Below are 14,734 nucleotides of genomic sequence, written 5' to 3'. Positions count from 1 at the left end.
AAAATACGGGGCACGGGTTCCGGCCCTTTGTTCACTTTAAGTAAGTATAACTTGGCCGAAATGATGTTCAGGCGACGTAGCGGCCAAGTTTATGAATAAAGTCAACTTCCCCTCTTTCTTCGCCTTTTCTAGGCTCGCCAATCGGCGGGTTTTCTTTATTTGTTTTCTTTAAAGGTGAAAAAAATGCCGAAATCCTTCATAATAAGACAAAAGAACGATTAGTTAAGGGGAAATGACCATGCTTTTAGACAAAAACATTCTGCTTTGTGTTACGGGAGGCATCGCTGTATATAAAGCGGCCGCTTTGACAAGCAAGCTTACTCAGGCGGGTGCGAGCGTAAAGGTAATCATGAGTGAATCAGCCTGTAAATTCGTTGCCCCGCTTACTTTTCAGGCGCTTTCCAGGCATGATGTGTACACGGATACCTTTGACGAAAAAAATGCTGAAGTAATCGCCCATATTGACCTTGCTGACTGGGCGGACATTGCATTGATTGCGCCGGCAACGGCAAATGTAATCGGAAAGCTTGCGAACGGAATTGCCGATGATATGATTACCACCACCTTGCTTGCAGTGCGTCACCCTGTTTGGATCGCTCCTGCAATGAATGTAAATATGTATGCCCATCCTGCCGTGCAAAAAAACATGCAAACTTTAAAAACGTTCGGCTATCAATTCATCGAGCCGTCAGAAGGCTATCTTGCCTGTGGATACGTAGGTAAAGGCCGGTTAGAAGAGCCGGAAACAATCGTTGCCAATCTATCGGCTTTTTTTTCGGAAAAAGAGGAAAAGCCCTTGGCAGGAAAAAGGATTCTTATAACTGCAGGCCCTACGAGGGAAAATATTGACCCGGTCCGTTTCCTTTCCAACCGTTCAACCGGGAAGATGGGGTATGCGATTGCGGAACAGGCAAAAGAAATGGGCGCACATGTCACATTGATTTCCGGACCTGTGTCACTGGACCCTCCACCGAATGTGTCTGTGATAAACGTCGAATCAGCTGCTGATATGTACAAGGAAGTAATGAAATTGTACCCTGAAGCCGATGCTGTGATCAAAACCGCTGCTGTAGCAGACTACACGCCAAAAAGCTATCATGAACAAAAAATCAAAAAACAGCCGGGTGACAATGCCATTGCGCTGAAGCGGACCGTGGATATCCTGGGAGAACTCGGATCAAAAAAAGACAAGCAAATACTTGTCGGCTTTGCTGCTGAAACGGAAAACCTTGACGAATATGCACTTGGGAAGCTTGAACAGAAAAATGCGGATATGATTGTTGCCAACAACGTGACATCCGTTGGGGCCGGTTTTGGGACGGATACAAATATCGTGACCTTATTCAAGCGGGATGGCAGCAAAACAGAATTGCCCAAAATGCCGAAGGCAGAAGTGGCCGTGAATATTTTACTGGAAGTAAGCCGGATGCTTAAAAAGGACTGATGATTCATGGGAATTGCATCTGTAGTTGTAGATGTGCCAGCGAAACAAACGGACCGCGAATTTGACTACTCGATTCCCGGCAAATGGGAACATATCGTTCAGCCCGGCATGAGGGTAATTGTCCCGTTTGGTCCGAGAATGGTACAGGGCTTTATCACAGCGTTGAAAAATGATTCCAATGTAAAAAAAATACGAGAAGTCAAAGAAATATTGGATTTGGAACCCGTATTGAATGAAGAACTGCTAAAGCTTGGGAGCTGGCTGACCGAAGAAACGATGTGTTTCAGGATTACCGCTCTTCAAGCAATGCTACCCGCTGCCCTTAAAGCCAAATATGAAAAGGTGCTGCGTATCAGTACAGGACGGGAAGAACACCTGGAAGCGACAGTTCAAGCGCTATTCAAGAACAAAGATATGATCTCGTGGAAGGATGTTTTGGAATCCGACCACGCTGCTTTGTTGCAAAAGCATGTCCGAAAGGGGAACCTGGAGGTTATGTATTTTGTAAAAGACAAATTGAAGAAAAAGACGGTGCGCGTCATCCAGCCTCTGTTAAATAAGGAAGGGCTCGAGGATTATGCAGGCATTTTACCACCAAACGCCAGAAAGCAGTATGAGGTGTTACATCATTTTATAAACCATCCCGATAAAATCCAACTCAGGGAATTACTGGAAGATGTCCGCGTGTCAAACGCAGTGGTCAAGGCTCTTATTGATAAAGGAATCCTTGCGGAAAAAGAAGAAGAAATATACCGGGATCCATATGAAAACAGGGTATTTAAGCAGACAGAGCCGTTTATTCTGACTCAAGAGCAAGCGGATGCACTTCGGCCAGTGAAAAAATCCATTCATGATAATAGCCATGCGGTATTCTTGTTATACGGCGTGACGGGGAGTGGAAAAACGGAGATCTACCTGCAGGCGATTGACGATGTAATTAAAAAGGGCGAAGAGGCGATCATGCTGGTACCCGAAATTTCCTTGACGCCGCAAACTGTAAAAAGATTCAAGGAAAGATTTGGAAATCTGGTTGCCGTCATGCACAGCGGATTGTCAATCGGGGAAAAATACGATGAGTGGCGAAAGATCCATCGCAAAGAAGTGAAGGTTGTGGTAGGGGCCAGGTCCGCAATTTTTGCTCCCTTTGAAAACCTGGGAATCATTATCATTGACGAGGAACACGAGTCCAGCTACAAGCAGGAAGAAACACCGCGATACCATGCTCGCGAAGTTGCCATCGAGCGGGCAAAACATCATAATTGCCCGGTTATTCTGGGCAGTGCGACGCCTGCTTTGGAGTCATTTGCCCGGGCAAAGAAGAATGTATACAAGTTGTTGACCTTGAGCAAACGAATGAATGAGAGCAAGCTTCCAAGGGTTGACATCGTTGATATGAGGGAAGAGCTTCGCAATGGCAACCGGTCGATGTTTTCCAAAACTCTTTTTTCTAAATTAACGGACAGGCTTGAAAAAGGCGAACAGACCGTCCTTTTATTAAATAAAAGGGGACACTCCTCCTTTGTCATGTGCCGCAGCTGCGGACTAGTGACGAATTGCCCAAATTGCGATATCTCATTAACGTACCACCGCTATAATGATTCTCTTAAATGCCATTATTGCGGGCATGAAGAAAGAATGCCCCAGGCTTGCCCTGAATGCGGAAGCGACCATATCAGATTCTTTGGAACGGGAACACAAAAGGTGGAGGAAGAATTGGCAAAAATACTTCCTGAGGCACGGGTGATCAGAATGGATGTGGATACCACCAGCAAAAAGGGCTCTCATGAAAGGCTCCTGAATGCGTTTCAAGAGGGGCATGCCGATATTTTGCTTGGTACCCAGATGATTGCCAAGGGGCTTGATTTTCCGAATATTACCCTTGTGGGCGTGCTATCGGCCGATACGATGCTCCACCTGCCGGATTTCCGTTCTTCAGAAAAGACCTTCCAGCTGTTGACCCAGGTGAGCGGAAGAGCAGGGAGGCATGAGCTTCCCGGGGAAGTGGTCATCCAAACCTATACGCCTGAGCATTATAGCATTGAGTTGTCAGGCCTCCAGGACTTTGATGTATTTTATGAGCGGGAAATGTATATCAGACGGCAAAGCCACTACCCGCCCTATTATTATCTGGCATTAATCAATGTATCGCATGAAGATTTGATGAAAGCAGTCGCCGTCACTGAAAAAATTACAAAATATCTTACCGCCAGCCTTAGCCCGGAAGCAATCATCCTTGGGCCGGTCGCATCGCCGATCAGCAGGATCAACAATAGATATCGTTACCAATGTTTGATAAAATACAAACGGGAACCGGAATTGAAGAAACAGCTGCGGACGGTCCTCGAACACTATCAGCAGGAAACAGCTCAAAACTTGCTGCAAATTTCAATAGATATGAATCCACAAATCATGATGTGACAGATCTCTGTTATTAACATAGAAGGATAATAAGAAATTATTTTTTACATTGCCATTATAAAAGATATTTTTCTGAACCAGTTGGTTGTCAAGCGGGGGCGGCCAGCCAGATCTGCTCTTTTAAACATGCCGCTTCCGCTTTTCTAAAACTAAGAAAGTATAAATTTTTCAACATATGTAATGATGAGTAGCTACAGTGCCCGGCACCGACGCTGGGACACCAACCCCAGGACGTGCGGTCAAGGTCATAGGTCACCCATCTTAGGGCTGCCACAGAACAAGGAAGCTTTGGCATCGCATCGCACCAAGGAAAGCACAGCTTTTCGAGGAGGAGGTGGGTCGACGGTCCTTTATTCAGGGCGTTTCCGTATTTCTTTTAGGAGGGTTATTATTCTTTGGCTATTTTACCGATCATTTTGTTTCCGGATAAAATTCTGGAACAAAAATGCGCGAAAGTAACAAGTTTTGATAAAAAATTGGCAAAGCTGTTAAATAACATGCATGAAACCATGCTGGAAGCGGACGGCGTTGGCCTTGCCGCTCCACAGGTTGGAGTGAAGAAACAAATTGCAGTGGTTGATATTGGCGGGGATGAGGGGATCATTGAAATGATGAACCCTGAAATACTGGAGGCAACAGGAGAGCAGACGGATCCGGAAGGCTGCCTCAGTTTCCCCGGTATTTACGGGGAAGTGTCCCGCCCATCTAAAGTGAAGATCCGTGCCCAGGACCGTTTCGGAAACAGCTTTGAGCTTGAAGCCGAGGATTTCCTAGCCAGGGCGATCCAGCACGAAATCGACCATTTGAATGGTGTTTTATTCACGAGCAAGGTTAGCAAATATTTTACTGAAGAAGATTTGGAAAGGTATGGGGATGAATGACGAAAATAGTCTTTATGGGTACTCCCGACTTTTCCGTTCCGGTACTCCAAAGAATCATCCGGGACGGCTATGAAGTGATCGGTGTCGTGACCCAGCCCGACAGGCCGGTTGGCAGAAAAAAGGTACTGACTCCTCCTCCTGTAAAGGTTGAGGCGCAAAAACACGGCATCCCGGTCTTTCAGCCGGAAAAACTAAGGAATCAAAAAGAAATGGATGAAATCATTGCCCTTGATGCAGATTTAATCGTCACTGCTGCATTTGGGCAAATATTGCCGAATGGGCTGCTGGAGGCTCCGCAATACGGATGCATTAATGTGCATGCATCCCTTCTGCCTGAGCTTCGGGGAGGAGCCCCAATCCATTACGCCATATTGCAAGGGAAAGAAAAAACGGGCATTACCATCATGTACATGGCAGAAAAGCTTGACGCCGGCGATATTTTGACGCAGGAGGAAGTAAGCATCGAGGAAGACGATAATGTCGGGACACTCCATGATAAACTGAGTACACTTGGTGCCGATTTATTGTCGGAAACCATCCCCTTGGTTATTAATGGTGAAATCACCCCGATTAAGCAAGATGAGCATAAAGCGACTTTTGCCCCTAATATAAAACGGGAACAGGAGAAAATTGACTGGAAACGATACGGGGAAGACATTTATAACCATATCCGCGGACTAAACCCGTGGCCTGTTGCTTATACATTATGTAATGGGGATATCATAAAAATATGGGAATCAAAGAAACATAAGTCCGACAAGAATGGTACTCCCGGTGAAATCCTGGCCGTAAACGCGGACGGGCTGTTAGTTGCAACGGGAAACGAAATCTCCATTTTAATTACCGAACTGCAGCCTTCAGGCAAGAAAAAAATGAAGGCTGCTGATTATCTGCACGGAGCCGGTTCATTTATCAAGCCGGGGATGAAGTTAGGAGTAAGCAATGAAAGAAACTAAAATGAACGTTCGGGAAATAGCGCTCGATGTTCTTGAATCGGTGGAAAAAAACCAATCATACAGCAATTTGCTCTTGAATTCGATGATTAAAAAACACCATCTCGAAGGAGCGGACAGCGGCTTGCTGACCGAAATCACCTATGGGACGATCCAAAGAAAAATGACACTGGATTATTATTTGGAGCCTTTTATTAAGAATCAAAAAAAGACAATGTCCTGGGTGATCAACCTTCTACGGCTTTCGCTTTATCAAATGGTCTTTCTCGACAAGGTCCCGGACCATGCGATCCTCTTCGAAGCCGTGGAAATCGCAAAGAAACGCGGGCACAAAGGGATTTCCTCCATGGTTAATGGAGTGCTCAGAAATATCCAGCGAAAAGGCATCCCATCACTGGATGCAATCGAGGATGATACAGAACGGCTGTCGATTGCAACCAGCCATCCCCTTTGGCTGGTGAAAAGATGGACCCGGCAATTCGGGTTTGAAACAACAAAAGAAATGTGCGAAATCAATCTTGTTGCCCCGCTTCAATCAGCACGCGTGAATGTCAAAAAAATTTCCCGGGATGAGGCAATCAGCGCTTTGACCGAAGAGGGCTACCATGTTGAGAAGAGTGATGTCGCCCCTGAAGCCATCCTCTCTTTAAGAGGTAATCTGGCACATTCCGAAAGCCATAAGTTAGGTTACCTGACAATACAGGATGAAAGCTCCATGCTGGTCGCCCATGCTTTGGGGGCCTCAGCCAATGATATGGTATTAGATTGTTGTGCAGCGCCCGGGGGCAAAACGACACATATTGCCGAAGGGTTGGAGACTGGACAGGTAAATGCTATCGACCTTCATGAGCACAAAGTGAAACTTATCAAAGAGCAGGCGGAACGCCTTGGCTTGAAAAATATTAAAACATATTCTATGGACAGCCGCAAAGTTGGGGAGATTTTTCATAAAGAAGGCTTTGACAGGATACTGGTGGATGCCCCGTGCTCAGGTTTTGGAGTCATGAGAAGGAAGCCCGATGTGAAATATACAAAGTCACAGGAAGATATTTCAAGGTTATCCGTAATCCAGGAACAGCTTCTTGAGGCAAGTGCCCCTCTTTTGAAAAAAGGGGGAAGATTAATATATAGCACTTGTACGGTTGATCGGGAAGAAAATGGGCGGGTAGCCGCAGGCTTTTTGGAAAAGCATCCAGAATTTGAAGCCGATGCTACTTTGGCAGAGAGATTGCCAGAAAGCGTCAGCCCTTTTGTAGAGGGTAATTCCCTCCAGATATTCCCGCAATATTTTGGCAGCGATGGATTTTTCATCGCAAGCTTTAGGAAGAAGGTGCAATAATGGCAGAGATTACAACAACGAGGAAAAAGAAAGAAACCACACAGCAGAAGCCATCGATTTATTCCCTGGAGCTTCACGAAATGAAGGAGTGGCTACAAGAAAACGGTGAAAAACCTTTCCGGGGAGAACAGATTTTTGAATGGCTTTATAAAAAGCGGGTAAAGAGCTTCGAGGATATGTCGAACCTTTCTAAATCATTGCGAGATAAGCTTGAAGGCAACTTTACGATTACAACTCTCAATACTTTGATCCAGCAGACTTCCAAGGACGGGACGATGAAGTTTCTGTTTGAACTGCATGACGGCTCCTCCATTGAAACGGTATTGATGCGCCACGAATACGGAAATTCAGTCTGTGTTACTACCCAGGTTGGCTGCCGGATTGGCTGCACATTCTGTGCTTCCACACTTGGCGGATTAAAACGCAACCTGGAAGCAGGAGAAATCGTTGCCCAGGTCGTAAAAGTACAGCAGGCGCTTGATGAAACAAATGAAAGGGTCAGCTCGGTTGTCATTATGGGAATTGGCGAGCCTTTCGATAATTATGATGAAATGATGTCTTTTTTGAAAAATATCAACCATGAAAAAGGGCTTAACATTGGAGCTCGGCATATAACTGTATCAACCAGCGGCATCATACCGAAAATTTACAAATTTGCCGATGAAAGTCTGCAAATCAATTTTGCAATCTCATTGCATGCCCCTAACTCCGAATTAAGAACAAAGTTGATGCCGATCAACCGTGCTTATAAACTTCCTGACCTTATCGAAGCAGTAAAATATTACACCGAAAAGACCGGAAGAAGGGTGAGCTTTGAATATGGGTTATTCGGCGGTGAAAATGACCAGGTGGAACATGCCGAACAATTGGCAGACCTGATTAAAGATATCAAATGCCATGTTAACTTAATACCTGTTAACTATGTACCTGAACGCAACTATGTACGGACACCTCGTGAACAAATATTTGAATTTGAGAAAACGTTGAAAAAGCGCGGAATCAATGTGACAATCCGCAGAGAACAAGGCCATGATATAGATGCGGCCTGCGGACAGCTTCGCGCGAAGGAGCGCAAAGAAGAAACGAGGTGAACCTATGAATGCAGTTTTTAAGACAGACCGCGGGAAGGTCCGCCAGCACAATGAGGATAATGGCGGGGTATTTATCAATCCGGAAGGTGTGCGCTTTGCCATAGTTGCAGATGGCATGGGCGGACACCGCGCCGGTGATGTGGCAAGCCTGATGGCGGTAGAGCATTTGAGCAATCACTGGATGGAAAGTAAATCGATAAATACAGCCCAGGATGCGGAAATCTGGCTTTCTGAAAATATTGGAAAAGTGAATCGGATTCTTTTTGAGCATGCCAGGGAAAACACCGAATGCCAGGGCATGGGGACGACAATAGTCGCAGCTATTTGCACCGATAAATTTGCAACCATTGCCAATATTGGCGACAGCCGCTGTTATTTGAATAACGAATCCGGTTTTAAGCAAGTAACCGAAGATCACTCTTTGGTAAACGAACTTGTCCGCTCCGGCCAAATTACCAAGGAGGATGCTGAGCATCATCCAAGGAAGAATGTTTTACTGAGAGCTTTGGGGACGGAACCGGCTGTCGAATTGGATGTCATGACCATCATATTTGAAGAAGGAGACATACTGATTCTTTGCTCGGATGGCCTTTTCGAATAAAGTTTCCGAATCCGAAATGCTTTCCATCGTAACAGATGACCTGCCCCTTGATGAAAAAGCCGGCTTGCTAATTGATCTGGCCAATCAGTACGGCGGCGAAGATAATATCACACTCGCCATTATCGGGTACCAAGATGAAAGTGAAAGCGGGTGAAACGGATGTTAATCGGGAGAAGAATTAACGGCCGGTACAAGCTTTTGGACATGGTTGGCGGTGGCGGAATGGCCAATGTTTATCTTGCCAGTGATATGATTCTCGAACGTGATGTGGCCTTGAAGATTCTCCGGATGGACTTTTCTAATGATGAGCAGTTCATTAAACGCTTCAACAGGGAAGCCCAATCAGCGACGAGCCTTGCCCATTCTAACATTGTCAGCATTTATGATGTTGGGGAAGAGGATGATATTTACTATATTGTCATGGAATATGTGAAGGGGTTGACCCTGAAACAATACATACAGAAGCACTATCCGATACCTATGGAGAAAGCCCTCGATATCATGAAACAAATAACGGCCGCCATTGCCCATGCCCATCAAAATGGAATTATCCATAGGGATATCAAGCCGCAAAATATTTTGATAGATGAAGAGGGAAATGTAAAAATTACCGATTTCGGAATCGCGATGGCACTAAGTGCGACTAACATCACCCAGACAAACGCTGTGCTTGGTTCTGTACACTATCTATCTCCTGAGCAGGCGCGCGGGGGCATGGCCAATAAAAAATCCGACATTTACTCGCTGGGCATCGTAATGTTTGAGCTAATTACAGGGCGTTTGCCTTTTTCAGGTGAATCCGCTGTTTCCATTGCCCTGAAACACTTGCAATCAGAAACGCCATCCCCGAAACGCTGGAATCCGGAAATACCTCAAAGCGTCGAGAATGTTATCCTGAAAGCAACTGCAAAGGATTCGTTTTACAGGTACGATAGTGTTGATGATATGCAGGAGGATATAAGGACAGCATTGGATCCCGAAAGGATCAGCGAGAAACCGTTTCATATTCCCGAAGATGAAGAGGCCACAAAGGCAATTCCCATTATAACAAATGATGACGGCATTCCTGACAACAGGGATGAAACCATTATACGGGGGCCTGAACGAGTTGCAGCTATCGATGAAGATACCAAGCTTGCCGGGAAGGACGCTAAACAAAAAAACAAGAATAAAAAGCCTAAAGACGGCAAAAAGAAAAGCAAGCTGCCGATTTTCCTAGTGTCCACATTTTTGATACTTGCAATACTGATAATTTTAACATTCACGGTTTTTCCCAGGGTCTTTGCCCCTGAAGAATTAAAAGTCCCTGACGTATCAGGGCAGGAAATGGACGATGCCATCACATCGCTCCTTGAAGCCCGTTTGGATATAGGAAAAACGATCCGGATCGAGGATGAGCGAATCGAAGACGGCAAAGTCATGAAAACAGACCCGGATGCCGGAACTGTGGTAAAAGAAGGCGCAACAGTGAACATTTACCAGAGCCTTGGGAAAGAAAAATTGGAGGTTTCCGATTATACAGGGAGGAACATAGAAAGTGTTGAGCCGCTGCTTAAAGAGTTAGGATTCAAGGATGTGAATGCTGAAGAAGAATTCGATAGCAGTGCAAAAGGGACGATCCTTTCGCAGGACCCCGCTCCAGGCAGTAAAGTGGTTCCGTCAGAAACCGAGTTTCAAATAACTGTAAGCAAAGGTCCTGATAAGTTTGAGTTAAAAGATTTGACGAACTATAACAGGGACAAACTTGATGATTATGAGAACGAGGCTGAGATCAATATAAAAGTCGAAAAGGAAATATACCATGATTCAATCGACGAAGGGTCGGTAGTTTCACAATCTCCACGGGCATACACGAGGATTTCCAAAGGTAGCACCGTGAATGTGGTCCTGTCAAAAGGAAAAGAAAAAATCCCGCCTAAGGTTGTAAATAAGGATATTAACATCCCATACGCTCCGGAAGAGCCTGGCAAGCCTCAGCAAATCAAGATTTTCATAGAGGATATGAACCTGAGCATGACGGTGCCTGCAGAAACGTTTTCGATAGTGGAGCCTGCCAAACGGACACTGTCATTGACCGTTACACCTGACAGGAAAGCTGGCTACAAGGTAATGAGGGATAATATTGTGATCATCGATGAAGTGGTTGAGTATCCGGAGTGATTCTAAATATAAAGGAGTAAACCTATGCCTGAAGGCAAAATCATTAAAGCGTTGAGCGGCTTTTATTATGTCCTTGACGGGAAAGACACAATCCAGTGCCGCGGCCGCGGAGTCTTCCGGAAAAATAAAGTGACACCTCTTGTAGGCGACTATGTCGTTTATCAAGCTGAAAATCCGACAGACGGATATGTTCTGGAAATCAATGATCGCAAAAATGAGCTTGTACGGCCGCCGATCGCGAATGTTGACCAAGCTGTCCTTGTCTTTTCCGCTGTCGAGCCTGACTTTAGCACGGCGCTTCTTGACCGTTTTCTTGTGCTGATTGAGGATAAAGAAATCGACCCTGTCATATGCATCAGCAAAATGGATCTTGTTCCTGACGAAAAACAAGCCGAACTGGAGGAATATGTGAGGGACTATACAGCGATTGGATACCCTGTTTTAGTGACCTCATCCGTCACGTCAGACGGCATTGAGAAGCTGAAACCGTACTTGCAGGATAAAATAAGCGTCTTTGCCGGCCAATCCGGTGTCGGCAAGTCCTCCCTGTTAAACGCAATCAATCCTGACCTGGAATTGAAGACAAATGATATATCCTCGCATCTAGGGAGAGGGAAGCACACAACAAGGCATGTAGAGCTAATCCATATCGGCACGGGGCTGGTCGCGGATACACCCGGTTTCAGTTCACTGGAGTTTATGGATATTGAGGCCGAGCGTTTATCGTATTGTTTTCCGGACATCTATGAAACGGGGGAGAATTGCAAATTCCGCGGCTGCCTGCATGATAAAGAGCCGAAGTGCGCGGTCAAGGAAGCGGTAGAGGCCGGTGAAATAAGACCATACCGCTATAAGCATTACATGCAATTCCTGGAAGAAATTAAGGAGAGAAAGCCGAGGTACTGACTATGGTTAAAATCGCCCCTTCTATTTTATCTGCCAATTTCGCAAGGCTCGCTGAAGAGATTATCGATGTAGAAAAAGGCGGAGCCGATTATATTCATGTGGATGTAATGGATGGACATTTTGTGCCGAACATTACGATCGGGCCTTTGATTGTAGAGGCGATACGGCCGGTAACCAAGCTGCCGCTAGATGTCCATTTAATGATCGAGAACCCCGATTCGTATATTGAAGCTTTCGCCAAAGCAGGTGCTGATTATATGACAGTCCATGTGGAAGCATGCAAACATCTTCATCGTACAATTCAATTGATCAAGTCATTTGGTGTCAAGGCGGGGGTCGTGCTAAATCCGGCCACGCCGGTATCCACAATCCAACATGTTATAGATGATATCGACATGGTCCTATTGATGTCGGTCAATCCCGGGTTTGGCGGACAGAAATTCATCAGCTCCGTCTTGCGGAAAATCACCGAAGTCAAGAGACTTGCCGAACAAAACGGCAGCACCGTTGAAATCGAAGTGGATGGCGGAATAAATGAAGAAACTGCACGGCAGTGCATCGAACACGGTGCCACCGTCCTGGTTGCCGGCTCCGCCATCTACAACCAGCCTGACAGGCAAAAAGCCATTCAAGCAATAAGGGGATTATAGCTGCCGTTAAAAAGATAAGACGATATAGACATTTCAACATTATTGTTTTCTGGCTTTGACGTACAAGGATTTACCAGTGCGATATTGCGGCAGGAAGTGGCGCTCTTAATCGGCCAGCTTCAAGCCACGGCGCACAAGAGCCCGCCACAAATAATCAAACATTTTTGCAGCTGCTAAGTTCTCCAGAAAGGCATTCCATCTGTCAGTGCCGACGAAGACCTGAGGACGTGGCGGCTTTAATTGGGCTCGAGTTTATAACTCACGACTCTGGCGGCCTTCCACAGGATGTGATGGCGTCGAGTTTTGCCACAGGACGTGGGGACGTGGCATTGTTATTCCACGTTCCTTTACATGCGCTTTTCTTACGAAAGAGTGATAATATGATCATCTGCATTTTAGCGGGCGGCCCTCCGGATTGTGTGCCGAACCTGAACATATACAAAGAAATGGATGCTTCGTGGATTGGAGTGGACAGGGGTGTTTATACCTTGCTGGAAAACGGTATCACACCCCGCGCTGCATTCGGTGATTTTGATTCGGTTTCGGAAACCGAACTTGAAGCGATACAGAATGAAATGAGGGATATCCATCTTTACCCGTCAGAAAAAGATGAAACCGACCTTGAAATTGCTTTAAACTGGGCCATCTCACAAAATCCTGCAAAGCTTTATATTTTTGGGGCTACAGGCGGGCGCCTGGACCATTTGTTGGCGAACGTCCAAATGCTTTTGAGAGAGGATATTTTGGATAAAAAACCAGCTTCCGAAATATTCATCATTGATAAAACAAATATTTTAACGGTTAAAAGGCCAGGCATCCATCAGCTGAAAGGATACAGCGAAAAAAAGTATGTGTCATTTGTCCCGGCTACCAATGAGGTAAAGGGCATCACCTTAAAAGGCTTTAAATACCCTCTGAAAAACCGCGATATTAAGATGGGCTCCACATTATGCATCAGCAATGAACTTATTTCCGAATGTGGTACTTTTTCGTTTTCGGAAGGCATATTAATGGTGATAAGAAGCAGTGATTAGCATTCACGCTTGAAACTGCCATGTAATATAATATATCCCGGATTCAGCTAATAAGCTTAATAAGTGAACTTCGGAAAGGCGAGATGTACAGAGGAGGGGCATTATGAAATTTTATACAATCAAACTGCCAAAAGTGCTGGGAGGCCTTGTCAGAGCAATGCTTGGTGCGTTCAAGAAAGGTTGACGGGCCTTATTCTTCGGTTTATCACACCCTGTAGCGGGGTGTTTTTTTCTGTGGGAATGGGGCTCAAGCGGCACTTCGTTAAATAGCGATCCTGCCTGTTTCCAGAAAGTACCCATCAGCTTTGTATAAAATGAGAGTCTTGCTTCATTCACATACAGACTGATTAAAAAGCTAATCCTAGTTTCCATCTTAGGATTGAGAGTGTGGAAAATTCACATTCGTTATAGGGGGAAAATAAAAGGCACCCTTATAAAAGGATGCCATTAACATTATATGCGTTCTACTTTGCCTGATTTAAGAGCTCTTGCAGAAACGTATACACGCTTAGGTTTACCGTCAACTAAAATACGTACTTTTTGAAGGTTAGCGCCCCATGTACGCTTGTTTGCATTCATAGCGTGGGAGCGTTTGTTTCCAGAACGAGTTTTTCTTCCTGTGATCACACATTGACGTGCCATTGTATTATTCCCTCCTTACTTACGCAACCTTAAGTTTCAAATTATCTTAAGTCTTATTAGAAATACTTTAATAATTTATCATATCCGCTATCATAATGCAATACTTGTGCAAAAGAGTTTAAAGAAAAAAACCTTGACATCCCCCGTAATGAATTGTTTATTAGTATACGTGCGACTACCCGCTTTTAAAACAAGTGACAATATAGTAAAATGACTGTAGCCAAGCAGATTTGAGAGAAGGGGGAGCGTTTTATGTCCATAGAATTGCAAACGAAATTCGGGCAAATTGATATATCCAACGATGTAATCGCGACAATTGCCGGTGGAGCGGCTGTCGATTGCTACGGAATAGTGGGGATGGCCTCCAAAAAGCAATTAAAGGACGGCATCGCGGAAATATTGAGAAGAGAGAACTTCACTAAGGGTGTGATCGTCCGCCAGGAAAACGATGAAGTACATATCGATATGTTCATTATCGTAAGCTATGGAACGAAAATTTCCGAGGTTGCGCATAATGTACAATCTAAAGTGAAATACACCCTGGATAAGACGGTCGGATTAGCTGTTGACTCCGTAAACATCTTTGTACAGGGAGTCCGTGTGACGAACCCTTAG

General features: G+C 45.2%; 13 protein-coding genes and 1 pseudogene. 13 read left to right on the top strand and 1 reads right to left on the bottom strand.

From position 1 onward, the window contains the following. Positions 1 to 238 precede the first annotated feature (238 nt). The 12 genes and pseudogenes from coaBC (at position 239) to spoVM (ending at position 13,661) form a co-directional block, all read left to right on the top strand. The gene (gene coaBC / locus D0466_RS11365) at positions 239 to 1,444 is read left to right on the top strand and encodes a bifunctional phosphopantothenoylcysteine decarboxylase/phosphopantothenate--cysteine ligase CoaBC (protein WP_117322702.1); all 1,206 of its coding nucleotides are present in this window, start codon (positions 239 to 241) and stop codon (positions 1,442 to 1,444) included. Positions 1,445 to 1,450: 6 nt separating this feature from the next. After that, the gene (priA, locus tag D0466_RS11360; RefSeq protein ID WP_117322701.1) at positions 1,451 to 3,862 is read left to right on the top strand and encodes a primosomal protein N'; all 2,412 of its coding nucleotides are present in this window, start codon (positions 1,451 to 1,453) and stop codon (positions 3,860 to 3,862) included. A 395-nt stretch (positions 3,863 to 4,257) separates the two neighbouring features. Next, the gene (def, locus tag D0466_RS11355) at positions 4,258 to 4,743 is read left to right on the top strand and encodes a peptide deformylase (RefSeq protein ID WP_117322700.1); all 486 of its coding nucleotides are present in this window, start codon (positions 4,258 to 4,260) and stop codon (positions 4,741 to 4,743) included. Continuing rightward, positions 4,740 to 5,699 carry a methionyl-tRNA formyltransferase gene (fmt, locus tag D0466_RS11350; protein WP_117322699.1) on the top strand — a complete coding sequence of 320 codons (960 nt, stop codon included), beginning with the start codon at positions 4,740 to 4,742 and terminating at the stop codon, positions 5,697 to 5,699. The genes def and fmt overlap by 4 nt, the downstream gene beginning before the upstream one ends. After that, positions 5,686 to 7,035, top strand: a complete 1,350-nt coding sequence (rsmB, locus tag D0466_RS11345; RefSeq protein ID WP_117322698.1) for a 16S rRNA (cytosine(967)-C(5))-methyltransferase RsmB — start codon at positions 5,686 to 5,688, stop codon at positions 7,033 to 7,035. Before fmt ends, rsmB begins: the two co-directional genes overlap by 14 nt. Beyond that, the gene (gene rlmN / locus D0466_RS11340; RefSeq protein ID WP_117322697.1) at positions 7,035 to 8,126 is read left to right on the top strand and encodes a 23S rRNA (adenine(2503)-C(2))-methyltransferase RlmN; all 1,092 of its coding nucleotides are present in this window, start codon (positions 7,035 to 7,037) and stop codon (positions 8,124 to 8,126) included. Before rsmB ends, rlmN begins: the two co-directional genes overlap by 1 nt. Positions 8,127 to 8,130: 4 nt before the next feature. Further along, a pseudogene (locus D0466_RS11335) lies at positions 8,131 to 8,881 on the top strand (Stp1/IreP family PP2C-type Ser/Thr phosphatase). A 5-nt stretch (positions 8,882 to 8,886) separates the two neighbouring features. Next, on the top strand, positions 8,887 to 10,887 hold the full coding sequence (gene pknB / locus D0466_RS11330; RefSeq protein WP_117322696.1) for a Stk1 family PASTA domain-containing Ser/Thr kinase: 2,001 nt from the start codon (positions 8,887 to 8,889) through the stop codon (positions 10,885 to 10,887). Positions 10,888 to 10,911: 24 nt separating this feature from the next. Beyond that, complete coding sequence (gene rsgA, locus D0466_RS11325) at positions 10,912 to 11,793, top strand: ribosome small subunit-dependent GTPase A (RefSeq protein ID WP_117322695.1); 882 nt, start codon at positions 10,912 to 10,914, stop codon at positions 11,791 to 11,793. Positions 11,794 to 11,795: 2 nt separating this feature from the next. After that, entirely contained in the window at positions 11,796 to 12,443 is a 648-nt protein-coding gene (gene rpe / locus D0466_RS11320) for a ribulose-phosphate 3-epimerase (RefSeq protein WP_117322694.1), read from the top strand. Between the two features lie 380 nt (positions 12,444 to 12,823). Continuing rightward, positions 12,824 to 13,477 carry a thiamine diphosphokinase gene (locus D0466_RS11315; RefSeq protein ID WP_117322693.1) on the top strand — a complete coding sequence of 218 codons (654 nt, stop codon included), beginning with the start codon at positions 12,824 to 12,826 and terminating at the stop codon, positions 13,475 to 13,477. A 103-nt stretch (positions 13,478 to 13,580) separates the two neighbouring features. Further along, the gene (spoVM, locus tag D0466_RS11310; protein ID WP_046522178.1) at positions 13,581 to 13,661 is read left to right on the top strand and encodes a stage V sporulation protein SpoVM; all 81 of its coding nucleotides are present in this window, start codon (positions 13,581 to 13,583) and stop codon (positions 13,659 to 13,661) included. A 269-nt stretch (positions 13,662 to 13,930) separates the two neighbouring features. On the opposite strand, the gene rpmB is transcribed toward spoVM, so the two are convergent. After that, a complete protein-coding gene (rpmB, locus tag D0466_RS11305; protein WP_117322692.1) occupies positions 13,931 to 14,119 on the bottom strand; it encodes a 50S ribosomal protein L28 in 189 nt (62 codons plus the stop codon). 252 nt (positions 14,120 to 14,371) lie between these two features. On the opposite strand from rpmB, the gene D0466_RS11300 reads away from it, so the two are divergent. After that, on the top strand, positions 14,372 to 14,734 hold the full coding sequence (locus tag D0466_RS11300) for an Asp23/Gls24 family envelope stress response protein (protein ID WP_101633117.1): 363 nt from the start codon (positions 14,372 to 14,374) through the stop codon (positions 14,732 to 14,734).

Source organism: Peribacillus glennii (genome assembly GCF_003429105.1).
GTDB classification, from domain to species: Bacteria; Bacillota; Bacilli; order Bacillales; family DSM-1321; genus Peribacillus; species Peribacillus glennii.
Note: the sequence above shows the minus strand (reverse complement) of the source record. Positions and strands in the feature narration are given on the sequence as shown.

Excerpts from the sequence above, each read along its gene's own strand:
- coaBC (WP_117322702.1), top strand. The coding sequence starts at position 239 with ATGCTTTTAGACAAAAACATTCTGCTTTGTGTTACGGGAGGCATCGCT.
- priA (WP_117322701.1), top strand. The coding sequence starts at position 1,451 with ATGGGAATTGCATCTGTAGTTGTAGATGTGCCAGCGAAACAAACGGAC.
- fmt (WP_117322699.1), top strand. The coding sequence starts at position 4,740 with ATGACGAAAATAGTCTTTATGGGTACTCCCGACTTTTCCGTTCCGGTA.
- rsmB (WP_117322698.1), top strand. The coding sequence starts at position 5,686 with ATGAAAGAAACTAAAATGAACGTTCGGGAAATAGCGCTCGATGTTCTT.
- rlmN (WP_117322697.1), top strand. The coding sequence starts at position 7,035 with ATGGCAGAGATTACAACAACGAGGAAAAAGAAAGAAACCACACAGCAG.
- pknB (WP_117322696.1), top strand. The coding sequence starts at position 8,887 with ATGTTAATCGGGAGAAGAATTAACGGCCGGTACAAGCTTTTGGACATG.
- rsgA (WP_117322695.1), top strand. The coding sequence starts at position 10,912 with ATGCCTGAAGGCAAAATCATTAAAGCGTTGAGCGGCTTTTATTATGTC.
- rpe (WP_117322694.1), top strand. The coding sequence starts at position 11,796 with ATGGTTAAAATCGCCCCTTCTATTTTATCTGCCAATTTCGCAAGGCTC.
- D0466_RS11315 (WP_117322693.1), top strand. The coding sequence starts at position 12,824 with ATGATCATCTGCATTTTAGCGGGCGGCCCTCCGGATTGTGTGCCGAAC.
- spoVM (WP_046522178.1), top strand. The coding sequence starts at position 13,581 with ATGAAATTTTATACAATCAAACTGCCAAAAGTGCTGGGAGGCCTTGTC.
- rpmB (WP_117322692.1), bottom strand. The coding sequence starts at position 14,119 with ATGGCACGTCAATGTGTGATCACAGGAAGAAAAACTCGTTCTGGAAAC.
- D0466_RS11300 (WP_101633117.1), top strand. The coding sequence starts at position 14,372 with ATGTCCATAGAATTGCAAACGAAATTCGGGCAAATTGATATATCCAAC.